This window comes from Streptomyces bullii (genome assembly GCF_042657145.1).
GTDB classification, from domain to species: Bacteria; Actinomycetota; Actinomycetes; order Streptomycetales; family Streptomycetaceae; genus Streptomyces; species Streptomyces bullii.
Genome location: NZ_JBHSNY010000011.1, coordinates 117,842 through 141,872, shown reverse-complemented (window position 1 = coordinate 141,872; position 24,031 = coordinate 117,842). Strand labels below are relative to the sequence as shown.

The 24,031-nt window shown below is 70.8% G+C and carries 18 protein-coding genes and 1 pseudogene; 14 read left to right on the top strand and 5 right to left on the bottom strand.

The genetic code is table 11. The features are described from left to right. The first annotated feature begins 53 nt into the window (after nucleotides 1-53). The 6 genes from ACFPZJ_RS29805 (at nucleotide 54) to ACFPZJ_RS29780 (ending at nucleotide 9,494) form a co-directional block, all read left to right on the top strand. A complete protein-coding gene (locus ACFPZJ_RS29805; protein ID WP_381027964.1) occupies nucleotides 54-761 on the top strand; it encodes a PaaI family thioesterase in 708 nt (235 codons plus the stop codon). A 175-nt stretch (nucleotides 762-936) separates the two neighbouring features. Next, the gene (locus tag ACFPZJ_RS29800) at nucleotides 937-1,914 is read left to right on the top strand and encodes a hypothetical protein (protein WP_381027962.1); all 978 of its coding nucleotides are present in this window, start codon (nucleotides 937-939) and stop codon (nucleotides 1,912-1,914) included. 348 nt (nucleotides 1,915-2,262) lie between these two features. Then, nucleotides 2,263-4,125 (top strand): HSP90 family protein, encoded by a 1,863-nt coding sequence (locus ACFPZJ_RS29795; RefSeq protein WP_381027959.1) that lies wholly within the window; start codon nucleotides 2,263-2,265, stop codon nucleotides 4,123-4,125. Next, entirely contained in the window at nucleotides 4,126-7,152 is a 3,027-nt protein-coding gene (locus ACFPZJ_RS29790) for a hypothetical protein (protein ID WP_381027957.1), read from the top strand. 185 nt (nucleotides 7,153-7,337) lie between these two features. Then, on the top strand, nucleotides 7,338-7,769 hold the full coding sequence (locus ACFPZJ_RS29785) for a nuclear transport factor 2 family protein (protein WP_381027954.1): 432 nt from the start codon (nucleotides 7,338-7,340) through the stop codon (nucleotides 7,767-7,769). A gap of 249 nt (nucleotides 7,770-8,018) precedes the next feature. Then, nucleotides 8,019-9,494, top strand: coding sequence for a SulP family inorganic anion transporter (locus ACFPZJ_RS29780; protein WP_381027951.1), 1,476 nt, complete (start codon nucleotides 8,019-8,021; stop codon nucleotides 9,492-9,494). A 35-nt stretch (nucleotides 9,495-9,529) separates the two neighbouring features. Here ACFPZJ_RS29780 and ACFPZJ_RS29775 read toward each other — a convergent pair whose 3' ends face one another. Continuing rightward, nucleotides 9,530-10,717, bottom strand: a complete 1,188-nt coding sequence (locus tag ACFPZJ_RS29775; RefSeq protein ID WP_381027948.1) for a PucR family transcriptional regulator — start codon at nucleotides 10,715-10,717, stop codon at nucleotides 9,530-9,532. A gap of 204 nt (nucleotides 10,718-10,921) precedes the next feature. Between ACFPZJ_RS29775 and ACFPZJ_RS29770 the strand changes: the two genes are divergently transcribed. From ACFPZJ_RS29770 to ACFPZJ_RS29750, 5 genes are all read left to right on the top strand, one after another. Further along, nucleotides 10,922-11,878, top strand: coding sequence for an NfeD family protein (locus ACFPZJ_RS29770; protein WP_381027945.1), 957 nt, complete (start codon nucleotides 10,922-10,924; stop codon nucleotides 11,876-11,878). A gap of 17 nt (nucleotides 11,879-11,895) precedes the next feature. Next, on the top strand, nucleotides 11,896-12,294 hold the full coding sequence (locus ACFPZJ_RS29765; RefSeq protein ID WP_381027944.1) for a DUF3040 domain-containing protein: 399 nt from the start codon (nucleotides 11,896-11,898) through the stop codon (nucleotides 12,292-12,294). 58 nt (nucleotides 12,295-12,352) lie between these two features. Beyond that, complete coding sequence (locus tag ACFPZJ_RS29760; protein WP_381027941.1) at nucleotides 12,353-12,754, top strand: CBS domain-containing protein; 402 nt, start codon at nucleotides 12,353-12,355, stop codon at nucleotides 12,752-12,754. A 17-nt stretch (nucleotides 12,755-12,771) separates the two neighbouring features. After that, nucleotides 12,772-14,061 carry a Na+/H+ antiporter NhaA gene (nhaA, locus tag ACFPZJ_RS29755; protein ID WP_381027938.1) on the top strand — a complete coding sequence of 430 codons (1,290 nt, stop codon included), beginning with the start codon at nucleotides 12,772-12,774 and terminating at the stop codon, nucleotides 14,059-14,061. A 153-nt stretch (nucleotides 14,062-14,214) separates the two neighbouring features. Continuing rightward, nucleotides 14,215-15,348: a site-2 protease family protein gene (locus tag ACFPZJ_RS29750; RefSeq protein ID WP_381028341.1), complete on the top strand. Its 1,134-nt coding sequence runs from the start codon at nucleotides 14,215-14,217 to the stop codon at nucleotides 15,346-15,348. Nucleotides 15,349-16,392: 1,044 nt separating this feature from the next. On the opposite strand, the gene ACFPZJ_RS29745 is transcribed toward ACFPZJ_RS29750, so the two are convergent. Together ACFPZJ_RS29745 and ACFPZJ_RS29740 are read right to left on the bottom strand one after the other, a co-directional pair. Further along, nucleotides 16,393-17,928, bottom strand: a complete 1,536-nt coding sequence (locus tag ACFPZJ_RS29745; RefSeq protein WP_381027935.1) for an alanine/glycine:cation symporter family protein — start codon at nucleotides 17,926-17,928, stop codon at nucleotides 16,393-16,395. 744 nt (nucleotides 17,929-18,672) lie between these two features. Beyond that, a complete protein-coding gene (locus tag ACFPZJ_RS29740) occupies nucleotides 18,673-19,035 on the bottom strand; it encodes an STAS domain-containing protein (protein ID WP_381027932.1) in 363 nt (120 codons plus the stop codon). Between the two features lie 168 nt (nucleotides 19,036-19,203). Here ACFPZJ_RS29740 and ACFPZJ_RS29735 point away from each other — a divergent pair, with 168 nt between their 5' ends. Next, nucleotides 19,204-19,683 (top strand): ATP-binding protein, encoded by a 480-nt coding sequence (locus ACFPZJ_RS29735; RefSeq protein ID WP_381027930.1) that lies wholly within the window; start codon nucleotides 19,204-19,206, stop codon nucleotides 19,681-19,683. A 108-nt stretch (nucleotides 19,684-19,791) separates the two neighbouring features. On the opposite strand, the gene ACFPZJ_RS29730 is transcribed toward ACFPZJ_RS29735, so the two are convergent. Then, on the bottom strand, nucleotides 19,792-20,334 hold the full coding sequence (locus ACFPZJ_RS29730; RefSeq protein ID WP_381027927.1) for a GNAT family N-acetyltransferase: 543 nt from the start codon (nucleotides 20,332-20,334) through the stop codon (nucleotides 19,792-19,794). Nucleotides 20,335-20,456: 122 nt separating this feature from the next. On the opposite strand from ACFPZJ_RS29730, the pseudogene ACFPZJ_RS29725 reads away from it, so the two are divergent. Further along, nucleotides 20,457-21,576: pseudogene (locus ACFPZJ_RS29725) on the top strand (pyridoxal phosphate-dependent decarboxylase family protein); the annotation flags it as partial. A gap of 205 nt (nucleotides 21,577-21,781) precedes the next feature. Here the strand turns inward: ACFPZJ_RS29725 and ACFPZJ_RS29720 are convergent. Continuing rightward, the gene (locus ACFPZJ_RS29720) at nucleotides 21,782-23,053 is read right to left on the bottom strand and encodes an MFS transporter (RefSeq protein ID WP_381027924.1); all 1,272 of its coding nucleotides are present in this window, start codon (nucleotides 23,051-23,053) and stop codon (nucleotides 21,782-21,784) included. A 386-nt stretch (nucleotides 23,054-23,439) separates the two neighbouring features. Here ACFPZJ_RS29720 and ACFPZJ_RS29715 point away from each other — a divergent pair, with 386 nt between their 5' ends. Next, complete coding sequence (locus tag ACFPZJ_RS29715) at nucleotides 23,440-24,003, top strand: dihydrofolate reductase family protein (RefSeq protein WP_381027921.1); 564 nt, start codon at nucleotides 23,440-23,442, stop codon at nucleotides 24,001-24,003. Nucleotides 24,004-24,031: the final 28 nt, after the last annotated feature.

Below are 24,031 nucleotides of genomic sequence, written 5' to 3'. Positions count from 1 at the left end.
CCGCACCGAGAGACCAACCCGGAAACCCCACCCGCACCCAAACGAGAAACCCGATGCACACCTCCTTCACCGGCCCACCGGCCGCCGACACCCACCCCACGCCGGCGACAGCCGAGGAACTGGAACGCCACAAGGCGGCCATCACCCGCCTCGGCAACGAACTGCGCGCCCTGGTGGAAGCAGCCGTCCGCACCGCCGCCACCCCGGACACGCTCCACCGCGTGGCCGAAGGCGTCCGCCACGTCACCGGCCAGCTCACCGGACGACGGCGCGCACGAGCGGACATCCCCGAGGTGGACGAATTCCCCGCGGGGACGCGGATCTACAGCCCCGTCACCGGAGCCGGAAGCCCGCTCGCCCCGCCCCTGCGCGTCACGCCCACCGACGACGGTCTGATCGGCCACTGCACCCTCGGCATCGCCCACGAAGGCCCGCCCGGTTACGGCCACGGCGGTATGAGCGCCATGCTCCTGGACGAGCTCATGGGCCGCGCCTGTGCGGCAGCCGGAGCCCCCGGCCTGACGATCTCCCTCCAGATGCGCTACCACCGTCCCGTCCCGCTGGAGACACCGCTGCGGATCCTCGCCCGGGTCACCGGCACGGACCACCGCAAGTCCTTCGTCACCGGGTCGATCACCACTGAGGCGGACCCCGCCACAGACCTGGTCACGGCCGAAGGCGTCTTCGTCGCTCCTGATCCCCGTCGCGTCCGCGCCCTGTTCCCGGGGCTGACAGCGGACGGTGACCCGGCCGGAGGGTAGGCGGGGCGATTCCATCGCCGCCAGGTGCACGTCGCGCACAAACCGCGTCGGCACGGGGCCGCGGGGCGCGGACGTGTACGGGTGTGCGAATGTCGGTCGCGCATGATAGTCACTACGTCCACGGGAGACGTGATCATCGGCCTCCCGGTTCGAGGACTCGGCGAGGGGTGGGGACATGGCGGTGCTGCGTGACTGGGGGCTCACGCTGGGGAGATGGACGGGCCGGCCCGTCGCGCAGGTGCAGCAGGACTCCGGCGATCCCGACGTGGGGCGCGTACGGGAGGCCGCCGGGGCGGCGGACTGGGCCACGGTGCGTGAGGTGCTCGAAGCACGTCCCGAGAGCGAGGACCGGACGGAACTGCTGTGGGCCGTCGGTGACACCACTGGGGTGGAGGGGTGGATCGCCGAGGTGGTCGAGGCGGAACCCCAAGCGCCGCTGCCCCGGCTCGTGGCGGGCATCCGCCACATCAGCTGGGCGTGGGAGGCCCGGACCGCGGCCCGGGCGAAGGACGTCTCACGCGAACAGTTCGAGGTGTTCCACGACCGGCTGCGCACGGCCGAGCGGTGGCTGTACGAGGTGGCGGAGCGCGAGCCGCAGTGGACCTCACCCTGGTACGGCCTGCAGATCACCGGCCGCGGCCTCCAGGTCGGCCAGGCCACCGCGCGCCGCCGCTTCGAGGCGACGGTCCGACGCGACCCGCACCACCTGGGCGCGCACCAGCAGCAGTTGCAGCAGATCTGCGCGAAGTGGGGCGGCTCGCACGAGGAGATGCACGCGTTCGCGCGCGAGGCGGCGTTCGGCGCGCCCGGTGGCACGCTGCTGGGCCAGCTCGTCGCGGTCGCGCACATCGAGCACTGGCTCGACCTCGACTCGGGGCCGGACGCCGAGTACATGGGCCGGCCCGAGGTTGCGGCGTCCCTGCGGGAGGCCGCCGACCACTCGTTCAGGCACCCGGACTTCGTCCGCCGGGGCGCGTGGAACCAGGTCCTCAACACCTTCGCCATGGCCTTCTCACTGGCCGGGGACCGCGCCGCCGCACGGGAGTGCTTCCACGCGACCGAGGGCCGCGTCACCGAGTTCCCCTGGTACTACATGAACGGTTCCGACCCCGCCGCCGCGTACCGGAAGCAGCGTTCGTCAGCCGGGCGCTGATCCGGAACACCGCGAACGCCCGGGTCGCAACGGCCCGTCGCCGTCCCGGCGGTCCGCGGGGCCGCGCAGTCCCGGGCCGCAGCTGGCGTCCTCGGGTGCCGTCGGCCGGTCGTAGTCGTGCCGGTCCCGGAGCGTCAGGTCCCAGGCCCACAACGGACCCGAGACATCGGGGCCGCCGGGCCCGCGCTCGTACCCGCACGGTCCGCGCTCTCCGCGCCACGCCTTCGGTGCTCCTCGCGTATCCACGGTATCCCCGGTGTCCGTCGTCCCCCGTCCCCCGTATTCCTTCCGTCCGCATCCGCGCCGCGCCCGCACGGCGCGGGCGCGCTCACCGAAAGACTCCGTCAGGTGTCCCACTCCGAAAGCGCTCACACCTTCCAGGTCGACCTGCGCGGCCTGGTCGACCTGCTGTCCCACCACCTCTACTCCAGCCCCCGCGTCTACCTGCGCGAGCTGCTGCAGAACGCCGTCGACGCCATCACGGCCCGGCAGGCGGCCATGCCCGGCGCACCCGGCACCATCACCGTGCGCACCGGCGACACCCTCACCGTCACGGACACCGGCATCGGCCTGACCGAGGCCGACGTCCACCGGTTCCTCGCCACCATCGGACGCAGCTCCAAGCGGACCGCCGACGGCTCCCTCGACGGCGCCGGACTCGCCGCCGCCCGCGGCGAGTTCATCGGTCAGTTCGGCATCGGACTGCTCGCCTGCTTCGTCGTCGCCGACGAGATCACCGTGGTCAGCCGGACCGCCACCGACCCCTCGGCGCCCGCTGTCGAGTGGCGCGGCCACTCCGACGGCCGCTACACCATCCGCACCCTGCCCGCCTCGACCGTGCCCGAGCCGGGCACCACCGTGCGGCTCGTCCCGCGCGCCGACAGCGCCGAGTGGACCAGCCCCGAGCAGGTCGTCTCCCTGGCCCGGCACTACGGCGGTCTGCTGCGCCACGAGGTCACCGTCGTCACACCGCGCGGCGAGACCCACCGGATCAACGACACACCCCCGTGGGAGCGGACGCACCGCTCCCCGCTGGCCCGCCGCGAGGCACTCACCGCGTACTGCCGCACCCTGTTCGACTTCACCCCGCTCGACACCATCGAGCTCGACCTGCCGGCGGCCGGGCTGCGCGGCGTCGCCTACGTCCTCCCCACCGCCGTCAGCCCGGCACAGCGCGCCGGGCACCGCGTGCACCTGAAGGGCATGCTCCTCACCGACCAGGCGCCCGAACTGCTGCCGGACTGGGCGTTCTTCGTACGCTGCGTCGTCGACACCACCAGCCTGCGGCCGACCGCGTCCCGCGAGGCGCTGTACGAGGACGGCACCCTGTCCGCCGTACGGGACGCCCTCGGCGAACGGATCCGCGACTGGCTCACCGGACTCGCCGCCAGCGACCCCTCCCTGCTGCACCGTTTCATCGACACCCACCACCTCGCGGTCAAGGCGCTCGCCCGCTACGACGACGAACTGCTGCGCATCGTGCTGCCGTGGCTGCCGTTCGAGACCACGGACGGCAACGTCACGCTGGAGGAGTTCGCGCGGACCCACCCGACCCTCCTGGTCACCCGCAGCGTCGAGGAGTTCCGCCAGGTCGCCCCCATCGCCTCGGCCGCCGGACTGGGCGTCGTCAACGGTGGCTACACCTACGACCGGGACCTCGTGCACCGGCTGCCCGAGATCCGCCCGGGCACGGCCGTCACCGACCTCGACCCGGCCACCGTCACCGCCCATCTCGACGCCGTGGACCCGAACGCCGAACTGCGGGCGGCGGCCTTCCTCGCCGTCGCCCGGGAGACGATCGGCGTGCACGACTGCGACGTCGTCCTGCGCGACTTCCAGCCCGTCACCGCCCCCGCGCTGCTCCTGGACAACCGGGAGGCGCGCCACGAGCGAACCCGGTCCAGCCTCGCCGCCGACAGCGACGGCCTGTGGGCCGACATCCTCGGCTCGCTGCGCCACGACACCCCGCGCGCCCAGCTCGTCCTCAACCACCTCAACCCGCTGGTCCGTCAGGCGGTCACCATCACCGAGCGCGGCCTGGCCGTCACCACCGCCGAGGCCCTCTACGGCCAGGCCCTGCTGCTCAGTCGCCGCCCGCTCAAGGCCAGCGAGAGCGCCCTGCTCAACCGGGCCTTCATCGGCCTGCTCACCCACGCCATGCACCACCCCGGCACGGCCGCACCCGGCTCCGAGCCCCGGAAGGAACTGTAAATGCTGGACACCCCCGAGGCCGTGGTCGAGGCGCTGCGGCAGAACAACGACCGCCCCTACGGCCTGCAGCGCACCGTCACCGCCGAGGAGCTCGTCGAGGCGGCGGAACCCTTCGACAAGCCCGACGTCCTCGTCACGGCCCTGCTGGAGCTCATGGAGGCGTACGAGTACACCGGCGAACACCGCAAGTCGCCCGTCGTCTTCGCCCGGATACTCAAGCTGTGGGACACCACTCCTGAATCCTTCAGCGAGTGGGAGGCCCGCCAGGTCTTCTGGCGCTTCAAGTGGGTGACGACGTCCCTGCTGCAGGTGCCCGACGTGCCCCTGGACACCCTGCACGGCTGGATCGACCAGATGCGCAGCCGCTACGAGGCCGCCGAGCACGGCACGCAGCCGGTGGCGGCGATGCGCTACCACGTCGCGGCCCACACCGGCATCGGCGTCGCCGACGCCTACGACCTGTGGATCACCCGGCCCCGCACGCAGCTGAGCGACTGCGAGGCCTGCGAGATCCGGCACCTCGCCCAGCACCGGGTGACGGCGGGCGACGACGCAGCGGCCCTCGACACCTGGAGCCCCGTCCTCGCCGGGTCCACGGGGTGCAGCGAGGAGCCGCAGACGAGCCAGGCGCGCGCCCTGCTGCCGCTGCTGCGCCTCGGCCGCACCGACGAGGCCCGCTCCCACCACCTCACCGGCTACCGGCGGGTCCGCGGCAACACCGGCATGCTGCACGAGGTAGGTCTCCACCTGGAGTTCTGCGCCCTGTCCCGCAACGAGGGCCGCGGGCTGGAGATCCTCGCCGAGAACCGCCCGCTGTTCGAGGCGACCGGCGCCCCGCTGGACCGCCTCGGCTTCCTCACCGGCGTCGAGGTGCTGCTCGCCCGTCTCGTCGAGGACGGACACGCGGGCACCCCCGTCGCCGGCCCGCCCGGACGGAACTGGACCGCGGACGAACTCCTCACCCACGTCCGCTCGGAGGCCGACGGGCTCGCCGCCGCCTTCGACGCGCGCAACGGCACCACGGCCGTCGGCGACCGCCGCCGGCTGCGCCTCGCCCGGCAGCCGCTGCTCGACGAGCCGCTGCCGCTCGGACTGCGCACCTCCACCAGCCGGGCCGTCACACCGGCCGCCCCGGCGCCCGGCGCAGCGTCCGCCACCGCGCAGGACGTGCCCGACGACTTCGTCGCCCTGGTACGCGAGGCCCGGCGCCTGGCGACCGTGGGGCACCCCGGCGGCACCCGGCTCTGGACCCGCATCGCCGAACGCCTGGCCGACGGGACCGCCACGGACGACGACCAGCTCGGCCCGCGGGACCTGCTGCACGCCGAACTCGCCGAGCAGCGCGCACGGATGCTCGCGCACGAGGACCGCACCGCGGACAGCGTCGCCGAACTGAGGCGGGCCAGCGAGCTGTTCGAGCGGCTCGACATGCCCTGGCACGCGCTCTCCGCCCGCACGCGCACCTTCGCCTGGGCGACGGTCCCCGACGAGATGCCGGACGGCACGACCCCCGGGGAGGGCGACGCAACCTCCCACGCCACCGGCACGCCGGACGCGGACGCCGTCCGGGCCGGCATCGACGAGGCCCTGAGCGAGGCGGAGCGGCTCAAGGCCGAGGCCCCCTTCGAGGGCGAGGCCCGCGGGGCCGGGGAGGCCGCGTACGGGGCGGATGTGGAGACGGAGCGCGTGCTGGAGTACCTCTCCGTGCTGCACTCCTGCACCTTCGCCGCCTACCAGGAGGTGCTGCGGCAGCTGCCGCAGGTCCCCGACGCCGCGCTGCGGCGCTTCGAGGAGTGCGCCGGCAGGCTGCGCTCGGAGGCCGAGCGCCTGTCCGTCCCCCACCAGGTGGCGAACGCACGGCAGTTCACCGCGGAGCTCGCCGCCCGCCGGGGCGACGTCGACCTCGCCGAGACGGAGCTGCGGGCGGCCCTGAAGGACGTCGACGCCTCCGGACGCCCCTGGCGCGCCACGCGGGCGCGCGCCATGCTCGCCCAGATCCTCCTGGCCAAGGAGGAGCCGGCCCAGGCCGCGGAGCTGCTGCACCAGGCGGTCTCCGAGGCGGTCCGTCACGACGACACGGACTTCCCGCTCGCCCCGACCTACGCGCTGCTCGGCCACGCCCTCTCGCACACCGGGGACTTCGGCGGCGCCGTACGCCACCTGTCGGAAGCCGCCACGCGCTACGACCAGCAGGGCGCGCACGACGAGGCCACCGACGTACGGCTCCAGCTCGCCGACGTCCTGGCGCGCACCGGGCAGCAGGCCGACGCCGTCGCCGTACTGGAGTCCGTGCTCTCCGACGAGACGGCTGCCCTGCTCGACGAACGGCTGCACGCCCAGGCCCGCCTGACGCTGGCGCGCGGTCTGCGCGAGCTGGAGGAGTACCTGCCCTCGGCGGAGGAGTTCCTGCGCCTGGCGGACACCGTCGCCACATGGGAGGACGACCGCTCGATCCACACGCTGGTCGCGGCTGAGGCGGCCACCACGCTGGCGATGGCCGACCGCTGGGACGCGGCGGACACGGCCTACCAGCGCGCCGTCGCCTCGCACGCCGAGGCACCGAACCCGTCCCTGATCATGCACATGATGTGCGAGTTCGCGCGTCTCGTCATGCTGGCCCGGGGGTCCGAGGGCGTGGACACCGCACTGGACCACCTGGCGCAGGCCGACGCCGTCGGGGCCGCCGTACCGGACGGCACGGACTCCTTTGTCCCCTGGTACGAGAGGGGCACGGTGCACTACCGCCGCGCCCGCGTCCTGGCGGAGGCCGAGCGCTTCGAGGAGGCCCTGGCCGAGGCGGAGTCCGCCGTCGCCGCCCACGAGCAGGGCGGGCAGCACGGCGAGGTGCCGCGCGCCGAAGCCGTCCGTATCGCCGCCCTGATCGAGGGCAACGGTCTCGGCCGGTACGCGGACGCCATCGTCCGTCTGACGGCGGCGGCGCGACGCTGCCGGGCGGCGGACCTCGCCGAGGCCGCCGACATCCTCGACGCGCTGCGGCAGGACTACCTGACGCGACAGGAAGGCTGACAGGCCCCCGCCGCCCGGCGGCACGGACCTCGTGGCGACGAGCGTCCGGTCGACGGGCGGCGGGGTGCGGCACGGTCAGGCGTACGCGCGCGGCGAAGACCGAGGCGCCCGCTAATCAAGTTTGACTAGCTGGCTGCGTGGGGCATACGGTGAACGTTGTCGATCACACGCCAGAGGGGGAGCCCATGACCGAACTGCCCGACACCGGCTTCGTTCCGTCCGCCGAGGACCGTGCAAGCCTGGACGCCTGGTTCGCCGAGTACGACGCCGCCTGTGCCCGACGCGACGTGGCCCGCATGGCCGACATGGCGGTCTTCCCGCTCAACCTGGTCAGCGACGACTCGGCGGGCAACGGGCGCAGTGCCCAGTGGGACCGCGCCCGGTTCGTCGAAACGATGTCCCAGGTGATGGGCGAGGGCGACGAGACGATCGCCTTCAAGTCCACCCGCACACCCGTCTTCCTCAGCGCGTCGATGGCCGTGGTGTTCACCGACTCGACCATGACCGTCGGCGACGAGACGCGGCAGTTGCGGTATGCGGACATCCTCGTCCGGCGGGACGGCACGTGGGCGTTCCAGACCATGATGCAGAGCGGCTGGGGCGACGCCCTGGGGTGAGCGAGGCAATCCCGAGGGCGGTGGCCGCGAGGTCATCGGCATCCATGAGGGTTGCCGATCGTCTGATAGGGCGTCAGACACCCGCGCAGGCCAGTTGGTGATGGAGCATCAGCTCAGATAGGCGAATATCTGGTCTTGCCTTGACTCCTTCTATGCGGCACCTTTGCGGATGGAGCGCCGGGAAGCCTGGTCGGCAGCTCGGCCCACCGTGGGTCGAGTTCATCGAGCTGTCGACCGAAATGGGGGCTGATGTTCCAGCGCATCATGCGGGAGATTCTTGCCGGCTTGACTGTCGCGATTGTGGCGCTGCCGTTGGCGATCGCCTTCGGGATCACGGCGACCGGCACCTCCGAGGGCGCCCTTGTCGGACTGTACGGCGCGATCTTCGCCGGCTTCTTCGCGGCACTGTTCGGTGGTACACCTGGCCAAGTGACCGGCCCCACGGGCCCCATCACCGTCGTCTCCACCGGTGTCATCGCCACGCACGGACTGGAAGCCGCGTTCCTCGCGTTCATCATGGCCGGCGGTTTCCAGATCCTGTTCGGACTGTGCAGGCTCGGATCGTACATCCGCTACATCCCCCACCCGGTGGTGTCGGGTTTCATGGGCGGGATCGCACTGATCATCATCCTGGGCGAACTGGACCAGGCACAGAGGAGTTTCCTCGTGGTGGCGGGCACGATCGTGCTCATGCTCGTATCCACACGAGTGATCAAGTCGATTCCGGCCAGTCTGATCGCGCTCGTGGTCATGACCTTGACCCTGCGGCTCGCGGATCCGCTGCTGCGGGACGTGCGCCTCGGACCGGTCCCGCTCAACGACGCGATCGACTACATCGGCCGGATCCCGGAGTCGATTCCTTCGGTCAACGTCCCCGAGCTGAGCGGGTCACAGTTCCTCACCCTCCTGCTGCCCGCGCTCAGCATCGCCCTGCTGGGCTCCATCGACTCGCTGCTGACCTCGGTGGTCATGGACAACATCACCGGCCGCCGGCATCGCAGCAACAAGGAACTGATCGGTCAGGGACTCGGCAACGCCGTCAGCGGACTGTTCGGTGGCCTTGCCAGCGCCGGCGCGACCGTCAGGTCCGTGGTCAATGTCAGAAGCGGCGGCCGCACCGCACTGTCGGCCGCCACGCACAGCGCCATCCTCCTCGCGCTCGTGGTCGGCCTCGGGGCCGTCGTCCAGTACATCCCCCTGGCAGTGCTGTCCGGGATCCTGATGCTGACCGCGTTCGGCATGTTCGACTGGGAGGGCCTGCGCAAAGCGCATGTCTCACCCAGGGGCGACGTCGCCGTGATGTTCGCGACGATGATCGTCACCGTCCTCGTGGACCTGACCGTGGCGGTCGCTGTCGGCGTCGTCCTGGCGCTGATCGTGCACTTCGTCAAGTCGCGGTGGCGGAGGGCCTCGATCGTCCACGACGGCGCCGACACTTACCGCATCCAGGGGCCGCTGTCGTTCCTGTCCGTCGACCGTGTCTTCTCCGCGCTGCGCGACGGGCCGTCGAACCTGTCGGTGAGCCTGCAGGCCGTGAGCTACATGGACCTGTCCGGGGCGAAAGCGCTGCTGACCTTCATCGAACACGCGCACAAGTCCGGCGTCGAACTCCACGTGAAAGACCTGCCACCCCATGTCGCGAACAGGCTGATCGCGCTCGCGAACGAGGAGGACCGCGCCAGGCTCGATACCGTCCTCGAGGACCGACTGGTTGAACTCCGTTAGGGCATGCGACTCTGCGTCACTCCCGTACGGCTGGGTCACTCGGCCGACTGCAGGGGGTGGTTGGGCCAGTCCAGCAGGCGCGCGCCGAGTGCCGCGGTCTGCAGGATGTACCGCTGCTCCGGATCGGTGGGGTCGTGGCCCGTGAGCTGCTCGATACGGGTCAGCCGATAGGTGACGGTGCGCACGCTCACCCCGAGCCGTCGCGCGGTGGTGGTGTTCTGGCAGCCGCTGGAGAAGTAAGCGGTCAGGGTTTCGAGAAGGACCTTCGGGCCGCCGCGTGCGGTGCCGAGGCCGCCGAGGACCGTGGCCACCAGGTCGGTGATGGCGGCACGGTCCCTGCCGAGGACCTGGAAGACGAGCAGGTCCGAGGCGTGCACGAGCCGACGGCTCAGGCCTAGCAGCGCGGCGAGGTCGAGCGTGCTGCGTGCCTCCTGGTAGCAGCGGACGATGCCGCTGGCGCCTGGCCGAGGACGGCTGACGGCGGTTCGGCACTGTTCGTTCACCGCGGTGCGTACCGCGGTGGCGAAGATGTCCGGAACATCGGGCACCGCGCCGGGTGACACGCACACGAGCAGGCCGTCCTTGGTGGTGATCAGCACGTCCTTCGCGGGGAAGCGGGAGGTCAGGGCTTCCTCGACGTAGCGCGTGGAGTCATCCCCCGCCCCGAAGGGCTCGGCGGCCCGGGCGACGGCCACGCTGTGAGGCCCGACAAGCCGCAGCCCGAACCGTTCGGCCCGCTCGGCCAGGCGGCCCAGGTCGGTTCGGCCGTCGAGGAGGTCGTCGACGAACTCCCGCCGCATGGCCTCCTCGCCTCGAATGGCCGCCCGATGGGCGGTTTCGTAACCTTCGGTCAATGCCACGGTTGCCTCGCCGATCGCCCCGATCAGTGCGGAGGCGACCTCGATCACGTCGCCGGGCTCCCGCGCCCGCCCACTGGCCACGAGGTCCGCCCAGACGTCACAGGCGGAGGCCAGGTACTCGGCGACCACGCACCGCAGGGCCGTTCCTCGGCCGGCCGCTGTGGCGGCGAGCCGCCGTAGCTCCTCCAGGTCGCTCTCGGGCAGTCGCCGTCCGGTGAGGGAGGTGTCGGCGAGCTGCGCAAGGTGGCGGTGCAGGTCCGCCATCGGGGGGTTGGCCCCCGTGGCGGCGGCGCTGACCACGCGAGCCACCGGGGCATCCGGGGCCGCCGCACGGGAGCCTCGGGGGCGTTTTGCCGTCGGCATGCCCCTATTTTGCCGAAGGACGGCAAAGAACGGGTGTGTGAAACGGCCGTGCTCGCGCCTGTTCGGCAGGCGTCCGGCCGATCCGTCCCGGGTAAACCCTGAGTAAAACGCCCGGTGGAACGCCCTGCGAACAGGGGGTACCGCGCTGTGTCCAAAAGCCTCCCCCACACGTCGGCCCGGAGGGTCACCCAGATCCTCCTCGTGATGCTGGGCCGCCTTCTCGCCGCCCCGGCCGTATCCGCGGCGCAGTCGTCATCGACCCTGCTCACGATGCGGATCGACGGCCCCCTCACCCCCGTCGTCGCCGATCACCTCGAAAAAGGACTGCGGACCGCCGAGCGGGACGGGCACCAGGCGGTCCTGGTCGAGCTGGACACTCCTGGCGGGCTGCTGGAATCGACCAGGAAGATCGTCCAGGACGTCCTCGCCTCCGAGGTCCCGGTCATCGTGTACGTCACTCCCTCCGGGGCGAGCGCGGCCTCGGCGGGCGCCTGCATCGCACTGTCCGCGCACGCGGCCGCCATGGCACCGGGCACCCACGTCGCGGCCGGCACGCCGGTGACCGGGAAGGGCAAGGAGGGCGGGAAGCTGGTCTACGACGTGGCCGCCTTTGCCGTCTCGATCGCCGAACGGCGGGGCAGCACCACAAACTTCGCCCGAGGCACGGTGCGCGACGGCAGCTCGGTGTCCGACCAGGCGGCCCGGCGGAGCGACGTCGTCGATCTCGTGGCACCGTCCCGCGACCCCCTGCTCACCGAACTGGACGGCCGCCGTGCGGTGGTCGGCCCGGAGGACGCGGAGCGCGAGATCGTGCCGCGCACGGCAGGGACGCAGATCGTGGAGCACGAACCGGGGTTCTTCGGGGAGCTGCGGCAACTGCTGGCGCGCCCGGAGCTGGCGTATCTGTTCCTGTCGATCGGCACGCTGGCAGTGATCTGCGAGCCGGCCAGTACCGGCATGGGTTCCGCCGGCGTGATCGGCGTCATTCCAGTGAGCGGAACTCCACCGTCGTCTTCGCCCTGCCGATGGAGGCACTGCGCATGGTCGACATGCTCCGGCCCTCCGACGCGGCACCAGGTAGCGCGCGCACCGCAGAGACCACACCCACGGAGCGGGCCGTGCGTGCCGCAGGGCGAGCTCCCGTCCCCACGACACAGGTGATCGGCATGAACCCCTCCATGGACGACCGGCGCATCCTCGCCGAGCTGGAGCAGCGCCTCCAGCGGGACGACCCCGAGCTGGCCAGGCTGATGGACGCGCTGAACCGCCAGTTCCCCGACCAACAGAAGAACACCGACACATCCGACGACGACAGCGGCCGACGGTTCGACTGGCGGTGGAAGGCGGCAATCGCGTGTGTGGTCGTCGCGGTGCTGGGTCTCCTCCTCACTTCGATCTTCACCGCGACGCCGTCCACCGGTGACGATCACGAGCCGCCCAACAGCCGGCTTCCGGCCGTGTCCGCTCATACGCAGCGCCGTGCGCCCGGTTCCGGGTCGAGCCGCAGGGCAAAACCGGCCCGTCAGGGGCGAGGCACCACCGAACGCCCGACGGGGGAGCCTCATGCGCGCACGTGATCTCGCACAGCCCTACGTCATGATCAGTAAGGACGCTGACGCTCTGGAAGCCGTGAGAATGCACGTCGCACACGATCTTCCCGGGCTGCTGGTCGTCGATCCCGACGGGCGGCCGTACGCGGCTCTGCCCGCATCCGACCTGGTCAGGATGCTGGTGCCCGGTTACATCCAGGAGGACCCGGTCCTGGCCGAAGTGATCGACGAACCGCATGCCGACCGCCTGTGCCGGGCGCTCGCGGGACGCAAGCTCCTCGACTGCCTCCCGGTCGGCAAGCCGTTCCTGCCCACGGCCGCTCCCGACTGCACCGCCATGGAGATCGCGGAACTGATGGCCCGCACCCGGAGCCCGCTCATCGCGGTCGTCGAGCGGAGCTCCTCGGGCCCGGACCGCCTCCTCGGCGTCATCACGGCCACTCACCTGCTCAAACAGCTTATCCAGGCCTGCGGCTCGCCGGATTGAAGCACACGGGAGCAAGGATGCTCGGTCGACGCAACCGCCAGAACCGCACCTTCCTCGGCCGCCTCCCGCTGCCCGAGCGGACGTTCGTGGTGGACGCCCTGCGCACGGAGACGGTGGGTGGGACGGTGCTGCTCGTCGCGGCTGCCGTGGCGATGGTGTGGGCCAACACACCATGGCGCGACGCGTACCAGTCCGTACGGGACTTCCACTTCGGCATCGACGCCCTGGGGCTGGACCTCTCCGTGGCCCACTGGACGGCCGACGGGCTGCTGGCGATCTTCTTCTTCGTCGCCGGCGCGGAACTCAAACGGGAACTGGTGGTCGGTGAGCTGCGCCACCCGGGCACAGCGGCACTGCCCGTGATCGCGGCGGTCTGCGGCATGGCCGTACCGGCCCTGGTCTACGGTGTCGTCTCCACGAGCCTGGGAGGAACGTGGAACGGCTGGGCCGTCCCCATGGCCACCGACATCGCCTTCGCCCTCGGTGTGCTCGCGGTGATCGCCACGCATCTGCCCGCCGCGTTGCGCGCCTTCCTGCTCACGCTGGCGGTGGTCGACGACTTGGGAGCCGTCGTCGTCATCGCCCTCTTCTACACCTCGACGATCAACCTTCCGGCTCTCATAGCCGCCGTGCTCGGGCTGGGACTCTTCTTCCACCTGCACGACCGACGGCGCGTACACGGCTGGTACTGGTACCTGCCGCTTGCCCTGGTGATCTGGGGGCTGACATACACCAGCGGCGTCCACCCCACCGTGGCGGGAGTCGCCATGGGCCTGCTGCTGCGTGTGGGGCACGACGGCGAGAGAGGCCGACGTCCCGCCGAACACATCGCGCACCTGGTCCGCCCGGTCTCCGCCGGTGTGGCCGTCCCGCTGTTCGCGCTGTTCGCGGCCGGTGTCGTCGTCACCGGCGACACGCTGAGGACGATGGTCTCTGCACCGGAACCACTCGGCGTGGCCCTCGGCCTGGCCGTCGGCAAGGTGCTGGGCGTCTTCGGCGGCTCCTACCTCGCCGTCCGTTTCACTCGCGCGCGACTCAGCCGGGAACTGGCCTGGGCCGACGTACTGGCCGTGGCGATGCTGGCCGGAATCGGCTTCACCGTCTCGCTCCTGATAGGCGACCTCGCTTACCCCGACCCGGCGGACCGCGAGCACATCAAGGCCGGCATCCTCCTCGGCTCCCTGACCTCCGCCCTTCTGGCCTCGCTGCTGCTTCGCCTGCGCAACAACAAGTACCGGCGGCTGTACGAGCAGGAGAACCGCGACGAGAACGCAGACAACATCCCCGACATCTACCAGCACAGGTGATTCGCTCATGCCCAGGAACGCGGCTCACACCGCCACCCGCCCCCGTCGAGTGACACTGACAGTAGACGGACACCGCGCAGGTGCCGGTCCGTGGACACGCCGGCACACGGGTTCCGGCGGCGCACCGCCTGCCCCGGTCCGCAGGAGAAGGCCATGAACGCCTCGGTACGGATGGGACGCGTTCTCGGGGTGCCGCTGCGCATCCACTGGACCGTGCCCCTGCTCGTGATGCTGTTCGGCTACAGCCTGGGCAGCCAGACGCTCCCGGCCGGAGTCCCCGGCCGGTCGGACACCACCTACACCGTCGCCGGCCTGGCCGGCGGCCTGCTGCTCCTGGCGAGCCTGCTGGCCCACGAGACCGCCCATGCGATCACCGCCCGCAGGAAGGGCATCCCGGTCCAGAGCATCACCCTGTGGGCCCTGGGCGGCATGACCGCCATGAGCAGGCCGCGCACGGCGGGCGCGGCCTTCTGGGTAGCGGTCAGCGGGCCGCTCACCAGCCTGGTCGTCGGTGCGCTGGCACTGGGGGCGGGCATCGGGCTGCACGCGTTGCCCGGCTGGGCGGTACCCGCGGCCGTCCTGCTCTGGCTCGGCTGGGTGAACCTCGTCCTCGCCGTGTTCAATCTGCTGCCGGCCGCGCCGCTCGACGGAGGACGCGTCGTGCAGGCCGCTGTGTGGCGGCGCACCGGAGATCAGGATCGCGCCGAGCGAGCGGCTGCGCGCGCTGGACAGGCTCTTGGCATCCTGCTGATCGGCCTTGGGTGGATCGCCGTTCTGGGTGGTGTCCTGGGCGGTCTGTGGCTGGCCGTCGTCGGCTTCTTCGTCATGGTCGTCGCCAGTGCGGAACACCGGCACGCCAGGGTGGCGCCGGCCTTGCGCGGAGTGCGAGCCGCGGATGCCATGTCGAGTCCGGTGGAAACGTGCCACGACTGGCTGACCGTGCAGCGGTACGTGGATGAGTTGGCCCCGGCCACGCGCCACTCGACGCTGGTCCTGACCGACTTCGAAGGGCGCCCCAGTGGACTGCTGTCCATTGCCCGGCTCTCTCGGGTTCCCGTGCCGCAGCGGGAGACCGTGCGCCTGCGGGATGTGGCGATGCAGACGTCGCGGTGCGCCACCTGCGCTCCGGACGACCTCCTGGAGGGGGTGCTCGAAAAGCTCTCCCCCTCCAGTGGTCTGCCCCTCCTCGTCATGGCCGACGGGCGGCAGCTGGTGGGCATCATCACCGCACGTGACGTCTCACGGATCGTCCGGCGCCAGACGCTCCGCGGCACGGGGAACCAGTGACGAAGAACTGCTCACCGGATGACAGGTGACTCGACACAGTGGGCCGCCGGCACGAGACCTCGTCAACGGCCGGCGCTAGCGAGGGTGGAAGCGGAGGTGCCGCAGGCGACGGCGAGCGATTCTGCGCAGCCAGCGAAGGGGGTGCGTCGTGACAGGGCGGGCCGGGGACGGCGCCCGCCGAGCGGCGAGCGGCGCGTAGGGAAGGGGCTCGCGGTGGCCGTCGACCTCCCATGAGCAGAAGGGGACGCCACCCGCCCGAGGCGACTGGTCGAGGTGGGCGGTGAACGGCTGCGGTGGCTCGCCGGGCAACTCTGCGGCCAGCACGGTCACGTCGTGGGGACGACTCCGCTGAGAAGCGACTACCTTGCCGTCGACGAGCAGCTCGACGACACCGGAGGAGGCCAGGCCTGCGGAACCCGTCTGAACCGTGACTGAATGGCCGTCCCGGTCGACGTGGAAGCGGTGACTGCGAGCCATGAGACACCTCCCGCGCGGGTCACCGACACTCCTTCCAGTGTAGGAAGGCCTCCGGAACCTTTCGGGGCGATCAGGACGACCGTGGTGACGTCGCCCCCCGGCGGCGACGTCGCCGCAGGCGGTTCCTGCAACCGCTGCACGGTGCTGTCGGCATGGGTTGTCGATCCCGGCCCGGTGGACAGCCGGGATCAGACTCGGAGCCAGGGCGACAGAGGCCGCCGTGATGCTCACCTTCCCGGGGGGCATGCGTCCTCATGGGTTCGCCGTACGCCGGCCGGCTCTTCGGGCCTTCCGTTCTCGCACTGCCCTTGCGCGGCCACGATGCTCTCCCTCCCTGTGCTCCACGCGATGTCTGCGCCGAGCCGGACGGAGGCGGGACCGTGTACAGGGAGCCGGCCGACGCCCGGTGCGCGTTTGTCCTGTGCCAGACGTGAGGGCATATCTGCGGTCCACAGTATGGGGCTTCCCCAACGGCCCGAAGAGTGCGGGAACGGGGAGCGGGCCCGTGCTCACCAAGGCGCGAGGTGTGCACGGGCCCGCTCAGGAGCCGGGCCGCCAGGGGGACGGTCAGGCGGTGGTCTTCGCCGACTCCTTGTCCTCGTCGTCCTCGGCGATCTCACCGGCGCTACGGGCGCGGACGAACTCCAGGAAGGAGTTGAGCTCGCGCTTGACGACGGGGGCGAGGAGGTAGAGGCCGATGATGTTGATGACGGCGAGCGTGAAGAGCACCGCGTCGGCCATGTCGATCAGGGTCTGCAGCGTCAGCAGCGAACCGGTGATGACGAACAGCGTGTAGACGACCTTGTAGGTCACCTCGCTGGCCTTGCTGCGGCCGAAGAGGTGGGTCCACGCCTTGAGGCCGTAGTAGCCCCACGTCAGCACGGTGGAGAAGGCGAACAGCAGCACCGCGACGGTGAGCACGTACGGGAACCAGGGCAGTACCGTCGCGAAGGCGTCGGAGGTGATCGTGACGCCACCGATGGAGGCGCCTTCGCGGGCCTCGCCCCAGCTGGCCGGGTTGGCGATGACGATGGTCAGGGCGGTCATCGTGCAGATGACGACGGTGTCGATGAACGGCTCCAGCAGGGCGACCAGGCCCTCGCTGGCGGGGTGCTTGGTCTTGACCGCGGAGTGGGCGATCGGCGCGGAGCCCAGTCCGGCCTCGTTGGAGAACGCCGCCCGCTTGAAACCGATGATCAGCGCGCCGAGAACACCTCCCGCGACACCCTCCGGGTCGAACGCGCCGTCGATGATCGTGCCGACCGCGGCCGGGACCGCCGTGACGTTGACCAGGATGACGACCAGGCAGGCCGCGATGTAGATGCCCGCCATGGCGGGCACGAGCCTGCTGGTGACGTTGGCGATGGAGCGGATTCCGCCGAGCAGCACGATGCCGACGATCGCGGCCACGAGGATGCCGAAGAACAGGGCGCCGGCGGAGGAGCCCATCAGACCGTCCTCGCCACCCGTGACCGAGACGAGCTGCGCGTACGACTGGTTGACCTGGAAGAGGTTGCCGCCGAAGAGGCCGAAGAACAGCACCATGAAGGAGGCGAGGACGGCCAGGACCTTGCCGAGCTTCTTGCCGTTCGCGCCGAACCGGTCGGCCAGGCCCTTGGGCAGGTAGTGCATCGGCCCGCCGGACACGGTGCCGTCGGCGTGCACCTCGCGGTACTTCACGCCGAGCGTGACCTCGACGAACTTGGTGGCCATGCCGAGCACGCCGCACAGGATCATCCAGAACGTGGCGCCGGGACCGCCGATGGAGACGGCGACGGCCACGCCCGCGATGTTGCCGAGGCCGACCGTGCCGGAGACGGCGGCGGTCAGCGCCTGGAAGTGGTTGACCTCACCCGCGGACCCCTTCTCGTCGTACTTCCCCCTCACCACGTCGACCGCGAGTCTGAACTTGCGGATCTGCACGAACCCGAACCAGCCGGTGAAGACCAGACCGGCGACGACAAGCCAGGCGACGATCAGGGGAAGGTCGGTTCCGCCGACGGGAACGGCGTAGAAGACGACCTCCCCGAGCCACCTGGCTATGGGCTCGAAGAATCCGCTGACGGCTTCGTCGACGGACTGGGTGACGGAGTCGAGTGACACTGTGGCTACCTCGAAATGGCGCGGGGCCGGGGCATGAAGGGTGGTGCCGCCGGTTGATGTGCGGTCGGTCAGGGCGAGCGTCGTTGTCCGATCAGCGACCCGGGCGCGGGGTCCATGTTCTCGGACCGTGAGCGCCCTGATCGTGCTGCCGGTGCATGCCGACACTCCGCAGTGCGGTGCGACAAGCGGGACCACCTGCGGAGTTGCGTTGTTGTATCACGCCGTTTGCTAAATCTTTAGTAACGCAGATCACATGACCATCAGTGACGGTCGATAGTGCCAGCGAACGAGATCGGACCGTTACGCAGAGGGTCAGATGCGTGCATTGGGCACTTATGTCTCGGGTGGCGTTGCGGGCGCCTGCCCCCGGTCCGCTGCCGTCCACCGTCGCACTGATCACCGAGCGCCAAGTCGACGGTGGCCGCTGTCGGCTGCGAAGCGGGCGGTTACTCCCGGCAGGGGGGCTTCGTCGGCGGTGACCCCGGACTGCCGACTGGGGCGCCGCGCGGCCGAGGGTGCCGGTGCGCGGCAGATGTTCTGGTGCACGTCCAAGGCGTACGATCCGGCCGCCCGAGTCACGGCTGGGTGTTGCGTTTTCTCCTGGGCGTCGTCACAGATGCCATGGCCGGGAGACGGAGCGGTGCCCATGTCACCCACCATGCCTGCCACGTTCTGCTGCGGTGGGCGACGGCGCCGGGACCAACCGGCATACAGGTGCGCAGGTTCAAGGCAGGTCGGGGGCTGTCAGGCTTCCAGGGCGTTGTCGAGGGTGGGGTAGCAGGCGATGAGGGTGTCGACGCCGACGAGTTGCAGGACGCGCTGGACGGATGGCTGGATGCCGGCCAGGCGCAGCCAGCCCTGGTCGCCGTGGGCTTGGTGGGCGGCGATGAGGGCGTTGATGCCGCTGGAGTCCATGAAGGTGACGCCGCTGAGGTCGGCCACGGTGCGCGGTCTGGTGAGGCCGTCGGGGGGCGTCAGGGCCTGGCGGAGCGGAGCGGTGGTGTGGTGGTCGACCTCGCCCTTGACGATGACGACGGTCGTGCCGTCGATGAGGGCGCTGGTGATCGACAATCGGTCCGGTCCTGCCAGTTCGTCGGTGCCTGCCACACGTCCCTCACATCGATCGGTGATCCGCCGGGTTGATGCTTCTCTACGGAGACTGCCCGCAGACGCTGCGGGGATGCCCCCGGCACACTCCCGTCGCAGAGAGGAGGCCTGTGTTGCCGGGGAACGGGTACATGCCGACTTGTGAACGGGGGAGTGAAGGCGGTCCGGATGAAACCAGTTCCTCGCGGCGAGGGCCACGTGACGCCGGACACCGACGCCATACAGATGACAGTGGCCCTGGACGGGGACGGCGCGTGCATCGCCCATGCCCGCCACCTGGCCACGGAATTCCTCGCCCGGATCCAGACCGAGCACGGTCTGCCCGTCTCGCAGCGCGCGATCGACCTCACCCAGCTGGTGGTCAGCGAACTGGTCACCAACGCCCGCAAGTACGCTCCGGGCCCGGCACTGATGGATCTGAGGATCGCCGGCGGAGCGATCGAGGTGGTCGTGTGGGACTCCGACCCCGTGCTGCCGGTGGCCAGGGCCGCCGATGCCGGACGGGTGGGCCAGCACGGCCTGGAGATCGTGATGGCCATCGCCCAGGCCTTCGAGGCACAGCGGGAGCCGGTCGGCAAACGCATCACCGCCCGCATCGCCCTCCTGGACGACCCGGGCGGTGCCCCGACCGGACGCCGACCGCTGTAGAGAACGCCCGGCCTGCCCGGTCAGTGCCGCTGCCGGGAACCGACGGCACACCGATCACTGGGGGAAGCCGCAGGAGCCGACACCGACCGCGGCCCGGTGCGTCTCTCGTCAGCCGCGCATCCCGGCGTACTCCTCGCGCGTCATCGCGTACACGCGCACACGTGCGCCGTGCGAGGGCACCACCGTCTCGCGGTCGAGGCGCAGACCGAGCTTGCGCATGACGTTCTCCGAGGCGCCGTTGCCGACATCGCAGATGCTCACGATCCGTTCCAGTCCTACCGTGTCAAAGGCATGCCCGAGGGCGACGCGGGCGGCCTCCGTGGCGATGCCGCGCCCCCAGAACCGGCGGCCGAGACGCCAGCCGATCTCGACGGCGGGAAGCACCTCCGGGAGGAAGGCCGGCACAGTGGTGCCCGTCCACCCCGTCATCTCCCCGGTCTCGCGCAGCTCGACGGCGAACATACCGTGGCCGCGCTCCTCCCACTCGGCCCGCATCCGGGCCAGCCCCGCCGCCGTCTCGTCCCGCGTGCGCACGGAGCCGTCACCGATGTACCGCATCACCTCCGGATCCGCGTTCATCTCGGCGAGCGGATCGAGGTCGTCGTCGCGCCAGGGCCGCAACCGCAGCCGGGCGGTGAGGATTTCGGGCACGGGCGCATCCTCGCACGCGTACGGCTCTGCTGACGGGGATCCCGTCGGCCACGGGTTCCTTCTCCGCTGCGTCAGCGCCCCTCGGTGTCGTTGCCTCCGTGTCCCACCCCACCATGAGGACGAACCACGCCCTGGACGGCAGCCCCGCCACCGCCCGCATGGAACGCGAGGCCGTCGCGCAGCTCGCCGCGATGTTCGGCTACGACACCCACCTGGGCCACCTCACCACCAGCGGCACCATCGCCAACCTTGAAGCACTCTTCGTCTCCCGCGAACTCGACCCCGGCCGGGGCGTCGCCTACAGTGCGGACGCCCACTACACCCACGGCCGCATGCGCCACGTCCTGGGCGTGAAGGGCCACCCGGTGCGGACCGACGACCGGGGCCGCCTGGACCTCGACGCGCTCGAGGACCTGCTGCGCACCGGCGAGGTGGGCACCGTCGTCTCACCGCCGGCACCACCGGACTCGGCGTCGTGGACCCCGTCCACGAGGCCCTGGCGCTGAAGGAGCGCTACGGCGTCCGCCTCCACGTCGACGCCGCCTACGGCGGATTCTTCACCCTGCTCGCGGGCGCCGACGGCCCCCGAAGGAGTCGCGCCGAGCCGTGGAGGGCCGTCTCGCAGTAAGACTCGATCGTCGTCGACCCGCACAAGCACGGCCTCCAGCCCTACGGCTGCGGCGCCGTGCTCTTCCGCGACCCCGCGGTGGGCCGCTTCTACCGCCACGACTCGCCGTACACCTACTTCACCTCCAGCGGGCTCCACCTCGGCGAGATCAGCCTGGAATGCTCCCGGGCCGGCGCCTCCGCCGCGGCCCTCCGGCTCACCTTCCAGCTCCTGCCGCCCACCCCGGACGGACTCGACCGCGTCCTGACGGCCGGACGCCGCGCCGCACTGAAGTGGGCCAACCTGATCACCGCATCCGACGCCCTGGAGCTCTACCAGCAGCCCGAGCTGGACATCGTCAGCTACTTCCCCCTGGTCGCCCCGGTCGCCCTGACCGGCATCGACGCCGCCACCGCCAGGATCCTCGCCGACGGCATGGCCAGCGAGAACCCGGTGCTGCTGAGCACACTCAAAGCCGGCCGCCAGGATTTCACCGCCCGCCACCCGAAGATCACCAGATCACCGCGGACGCCGACGGCGCCCGGATCCTGCGCAGCGTCCTGATGAAGCCGGAATCCGAGCACCACGTCACACACCCGCACACCCGGGTCGAAGAGATGGCCCGGTCCCGGTAGAGGTCACACATCGTGGCTCTGGTCTCCGCTGACGTCGGTGGCGCGCACCGGACGCGCACCCGGTGCCTCGTGCTCATCGCGCGCGCCGCACGACGTCCAGGAGCAACTGCGATCTGCACGGCGGGGGTCGTGAGCCTCAGCGCGACGCAGGGCCCTCGCACGGGCCCTCGGGGTGGGCGGCCGTCGGTGGCGCGTCATGCGAGGCCTAAAGCTCCCTTCCCAGGCGGGCGAGCGGGGACAGAGCCATCACCACGGGGGACAGCATCATGCCTGCGGCCGTCACCAGGAGGCTGGTGCGCAGCCCCCATTCCTCCGCGAGGAAACCGCCGACCAGAGACCCGAGCGGGGTCAGCCCCATGCCGACGAACGTGACGGTCGCGGCCGCGCGGCCCTGCATCCCGTCCGGAGTGACGGCCTGCCGGACCGCCATGACTGTGACATTCACCAACTGGCCGCCGCACCCGAACACGAAGCCGACCGCGAGGAGCACGGCGACCGTCACCCCAGAGGAGCCGCGCAGCGCGGGCACACACAGGAACACGCCGTCGCCGAGCGCCGCCGCGCACACGAGCACCGTGCCATGACCGAATCGGCTCGGCAGGCGGGCGGCCAGCAGCGAGCCCAGGAGCGCGCCCGGCCCCGCCGCCGTGAGCGCCAGCCCGACGACGGTGCCCGACAGGTGCAGTTCCCGCGGCAGGAAGAGCAGATAGACGGTCATCACGGCCGCGAAGGAGAACTGGAAGGCGGCCGAGGCCAGGCAGACGGTCCGCAGTACGGTATCGCCGGCGACGAAACGCAGGCCCTCATGAATCCGCTGCCACACCCGAGGGGGGTGTTCCGGGCGCTTCGGCATCGATTCGTCTCGGCGGATCCTCCGGATCGACAGGAACGACAGCGCGAAGAACAGCGCGCTGGAGGCGGCAGCGATCGGTGCCGACAGCAGGGACACCAACGCACCGCCGAGAGCGGGACCGCCGATCTGCGCCGCGGACCGGCTGCCCTCGAGAGCGCTGTTTCCGCGCACCAGTTGGCCCCGCTCCACCAACCGTACGAGAGACGCCTGGTACGCCACGTCGAAGAACACGGACAGGGCCCCGACGGCGAAGGCGAGCGCGACCAGGGCGGGCAGGCCGAGCCAGCCGAGGAGGCCGGCCACGGCGGCGGCGCCCAGGGCCACGGCCCGACCGACGTCAGTGAGGACCATCGTCGTGCGGGTCCGCCACCTGTCCACCCACGCGCCGACGAACAGCGAGAGCAACAGGATCGGCGCCTGCCCCACCGCGCGAAGGACGCCCAGCTGGCCGGCACTGGCGTGGAGCGTCAGGACCGCGAAGAGCGGCACAACCACCAGACTTACGTGTTCTCCGAGCTGGGACGCTGTCTGACCCGTCCAGAGCCTGCGGAAGTCGACGTCCCGCCACAGGCTTGACGAAACAGGTCGGCCGGAATCGGATGCAGCGGAGGAAACGGACGGCACGGGAATCCCTTGAGTCGCCGACAGCGGGCCCGCCGCCGAGCACATGAAAGGTGCACCGACGGTTCGGGCAGGGGAAGGCTCGCTGTGCCGCACCATCTCAGGCAGCACGCGATGACAGGCCGGTCACGGCCTACAACGTCAACGCGTGCTCGGGAAACCGACCATGTCAAGGCTCCTCATGGGTCACTCGCTGTGCCATGACCCTAGCCGTCGGCAGCCCGACGCGAAAGGCGGTTTCGCTCGCCCCTTGCGAACCAAGCGGCTGACTTTGTGGTCCGGAACAAGACCGCTGTACCCCACCCGCAACACGCGCGGGGCGCCACCCATCACGCTTCCGGAGCGTCCGGCGGTCGTACTGTCGAACCCCGTCACCGAGGAGACTTCTGATGCGTAGCGTGACCTACTCGATGAGCGTCTCACTTGACGGCTACATCGTCGGGCCGGACGGTGGCTTCGACTGGACGGTGCCCGACGAGGAGGTCTTTCGCTTCTGGATCGACGAGATCCGAGAGGTCGGCGTCCACCTGTTGGGACGACGGCTGTACGAGACGATGCTGTACTGGGAGACCGCCGACCAGGATCCATCGCTGGACCAGTCGATGCTCGAGTGGGCCGCACTCTGGAAGCCGCTCCCGAAGGTGGTGTTCTCGACCACGCTCTCGGCGGTGCAGGGCAGTGCCCGCCTGGCCTCCGGCGGCCTGGCGGAGGAGATCGAGCGGTTGCGGGCTGAGCCGGGGGAGGGTGACATCGCGATCGGCGGCGCGACTCTCGCCGCTGAGGCGGCCGCGTCGGATCTGATCGACGAATACCGTGCCGTGGTCTACCCGGTGCTGGTGGGCGGTGGCATTCCGTTCTTCCCCCACCGCGGGCGCCGAGTGGATCTCGAACTTCTCGAGACCCGCACCTTCAGCTCGCGAGTCGTCTACCTCCGCTATCGCGTGGCGCGCTAGCCGGCTCGTGGAGAACGGGTCAGCCGGT